Source organism: Mesorhizobium sp. P5_C1 (genome assembly GCF_054049815.1).
Map to the genome: position 1 here is coordinate 1 of NZ_JBFULQ010000588.1, position 3,219 is coordinate 3,219.

Sequence of the window (3,219 nt, forward strand, 5' to 3'; positions counted from 1 at the left end):
GGCCGGAAGGCAAGTTCAGGCTGCACTATGTCGGCGCCCGCATCGACGAGACGCCGCAACAAGCGTTCGAGTGGTGGTATGGCAAGCACTTCAAGCGTTGACTGGAAAACCCTCGATATTGAGGCGCGGCAGGTTGACCCGAAGACGCTCAGGCGTCGCGAGAAGAACGCCCACTACATGGCTCCGGCCATGTTCAAGCGGCTGGTCGAGAACGTCAAAATCGATGGCCGGCTGACCACTACGGTTCTGGCCTGCCAGGACAAGGACGGTTCTCTCGAGATCCTGTCCGGTCATCACCGCACCGCCGCCGCAATCGAGGCTGGACTGGCAATCGTGGATGCGCTCGTCATCACCACGCCACTGAGCGAGAAGCGCAAGGTCGCGATCCAGCTCAGCCATAACTCGATCAATGGCGAGGACGACGCCTCGCTGCTCGCCCAGCTCTACGCCTCGCTCGACATCGATGCCAAGAAGTTCTCAGGCCTCGATGACACCGTGCTCTCTGGCGACAAGGGACCAGGTGCCGCAGCACTCGGCGGGGCGAACATCAAATACGACGAGCTGCTGTTCTCCTTCCTGCCGGAGGAGCGCGCGCAGTTCGAGATCGAAATGGAGGCACTGGCCAAAAGGGCCAAGCGCTTCTTCCGTGTTCATGCCGCGCCGCAGTCGGGGTTCGACGCCTTCTTCGACGCCATCGTGCGCACCAAGCAGCAGCTCAACATCGTCAACTCGGGCATCGCCCTCTCAGTCATGGCGCGCCTTGCCGGCGAGCGGCTGGATCAACTCGAAGCCGAAGCGGAGGACAAATCCGGTAGTGTCTCAGTTTGAATTTTAGCGCAGAGCGGGGGTTCAACGCGGTTGCACCCGCGCGAGCAGCGCCTCAACCTTAGGCAGCATGTTTCTAACGATGATCGCATCACCCGCTGCRTTTGGGTGGTCGTGGTCCGGTTCMAGCAACTCCGGATGCCCAGTCACGCCCTCCTTGAAGTCGGCRTAGAGCAAGTCTCCATGCTTGRTCGCTAGCTCGGAGAACATCWTTGARAACAGCTCGGMATARTCAKCCCCGAGCCTAGACGAGCAATAGCCATAGGCCGCGGTCCCAACCACAAGCACTGGAACGCGCTTCTGGGCGAGGATACTCAGAAAYTGGTCGAGGTTCGCTCGCGTGTCCKYCAGGTCGATWTKAGMGCAATCGTTCTGACCCAATTCAACGATGACAACGTGGTTTGCAGGGTTCGCCTGCAGGKCAAGGCCATCCTTGGATTCCRCCAGCCAAGCGAGACCCCGTTCGCTGGTWTCCCTGTACCCCACCTCGAMAATTGTCACYRGGTGCCCGGCAGCGTTCAGCGCCGACTTGAGCGTGGCCGCAAATGCGTCAGCCGGAGCTACTCCATAGCTGTTGATGTAGCTGTCRCCGAGKGTGACGATTGTCGGAGGTGYATCCTCGGCATCCACGTTGCYGGCTAACCCCAACATTGCGGRAAGKSYGGCAAGGGCCRCAAACGTAAACTCTCGCACTTTCGCCATTGTCTACCTCCGCGCGGGCAAATTTCGAACTGAGAGACACTACTACAATGCGGCATGAACTGCTCAACCTTCTCGGCGCGTTCTCCGAGCCAGGCGCACCGGCGGCCGGACCCTCTTTCGGCGCGCCATTCGTGATCGTCGCCACCATCCTCGCGCTCGGCACGCTCGTCTGCGTCGCACGCGTCTTATTGGGGTAGTTCCATGTCCGCTGAGTTCCTGCCAATCGCACAGGTCTCCACTGTGCGTCATGGCACTGTCGCCGATCTCAAGATGCAGTCAGGCAGGGTGTATCGTGCAGTGTTCGGGTTCAGGGCGAACGTATGTGCGTGGTGGCCTGTCTCAAACCAGCGCAAACGGCCAATCGGCACATGTGAGCCGCTTTCGTTTGCAGTGGTTGCAGTGGGCAATGTCGCGCAATCGGATTGGCAAGAGGCACTGCGCCAGCAGCATGCCGGTGTGGGCCACGTTGGACAAGTTGGACACTCGCGGGCGCGAGTCGTCGCATGATCAAGATGAAGGGCAACGCCACCAGCTCGAAGCCGAAGGCAAAAGCACAGGCAAAAGCAAAGCCGGAGCCGGTTGCCGCTGCCCCTGCAGCACCGCAGGGCAAGGCGAAAAAGAAGCCGGCGCCCAAGCGCAAGGCACCCAAGGTCAAGGCGAAGGCCGCGCCGCAACAGGCAGCGCCGCAGCCAAAGGTCGATCCTACGCCGAAGGCGGAGCGGCCACAGGGCGGCGGGACACAGCCCAAGCTGACCGAAAAGGACGTTCAGCGCGTCATCGCGATATTGCAGATGTGCGGTGGCATCAAATCGGCGGCGGCCGAAAAGCTGAACGTCAGCAGGCAGACGCTCTACACGTACCTGAACGAGCATCCCGAGGTCGCGGAAGCCTCAGCGGAGATCGACGAGGACATCAAGGACCTCACCGAGCTCAAGATCATCCAGGCGATCCGCGCGGGCGAAATGAACACCGTCCGCTGGTTTGCCGAGATGAAGATGAAGGATCGCGGCTATGTGCGCCGCGTCGAGACCACCGGCAAGGATGGTGGCCCGGTTGAACATTCTCAGAAATTGGACTTGTCCAAACTGAGCGATGAAGAACTGGAAATCATGTACAGGGCGGCCGAGCGCCGGGAGAGCACAAGCGGCGGGAAGTGATTTATGGCGCGCATATCGGGCGTCATTCCGCCGACACCGGAAGAACTGCTGATTGAGATGGACCGGCGCGCCTGCGCGCGCTCGCTTCCCGAGTTCGTCAAGCGCGCATGGCATGTTCTGGAGCCGGGCCAGCCCTACAGGCATGGCTGGCACATCGATGCCATCTGCGACCACCTCGAAGCGGTGAGCAGCGGCGAGATCCTACGGCTGTTGATGAACGTGCCTCCAGGCACCATGAAATCGCTGTTGTCGGGCGTCTTCTTCCCAGGTTGGGAGTGGGGACCCCGCGCCATGCCGCATCTGCGGTTCATGGGCACGTCCTACAAGGACAGCCTGGCGATCCGCGACAACGTCAAGACCCGACGCCTGATCCAGTCCGAGTGGTATCAGAAGCGCTGGGGCGATGGCTTCGCCATGATCGGCGACCAGAACACCAAGACCAAATTCGAGAACGACAAGACCGGCTTTCGCGAGGCAATGGCGTTCAACTCGATGACTGGTTCGCGCGGTGACCGCGTGCTGCTCGACGATCCGC

At 60.9% G+C, this 3,219-nt stretch carries 4 protein-coding genes and 1 pseudogene; 4 read left to right on the top strand and 1 reads right to left on the bottom strand.

Annotated features, from left to right (window positions below; all coding sequences use genetic code 11):
• The first annotated feature begins 78 nt into the window (after positions 1-78).
• Positions 79-828, top strand: a complete 750-nt coding sequence (locus ACXJ7R_RS28340) for a ParB/RepB/Spo0J family partition protein (protein WP_457154713.1) — start codon at positions 79-81, stop codon at positions 826-828.
• 21 nt (positions 829-849) lie between these two features.
• Here the strand turns inward: ACXJ7R_RS28340 and ACXJ7R_RS28345 are convergent, their stop codons facing one another.
• Positions 850-1,527 (bottom strand): GDSL-type esterase/lipase family protein, encoded by a 678-nt coding sequence (locus tag ACXJ7R_RS28345; RefSeq protein WP_457154714.1) that lies wholly within the window; start codon positions 1,525-1,527, stop codon positions 850-852.
• Between the two features lie 47 nt (positions 1,528-1,574).
• Here ACXJ7R_RS28345 and ACXJ7R_RS28350 point away from each other — a divergent pair, with 47 nt between their 5' ends.
• The 3 genes and pseudogenes from ACXJ7R_RS28350 to ACXJ7R_RS28360 all read left to right on the top strand — a co-directional run.
• Positions 1,575-1,724: a hypothetical protein gene (locus ACXJ7R_RS28350; RefSeq protein ID WP_457154715.1), complete on the top strand. Its 150-nt coding sequence runs from the start codon at positions 1,575-1,577 to the stop codon at positions 1,722-1,724.
• A 306-nt stretch (positions 1,725-2,030) separates the two neighbouring features.
• Positions 2,031-2,684 carry a helix-turn-helix domain-containing protein gene (locus tag ACXJ7R_RS28355; protein ID WP_457154716.1) on the top strand — a complete coding sequence of 218 codons (654 nt, stop codon included), beginning with the start codon at positions 2,031-2,033 and terminating at the stop codon, positions 2,682-2,684.
• Between the two features lie 3 nt (positions 2,685-2,687).
• Positions 2,688-3,219: pseudogene (locus ACXJ7R_RS28360) on the top strand (phage terminase large subunit); the annotation flags it as partial.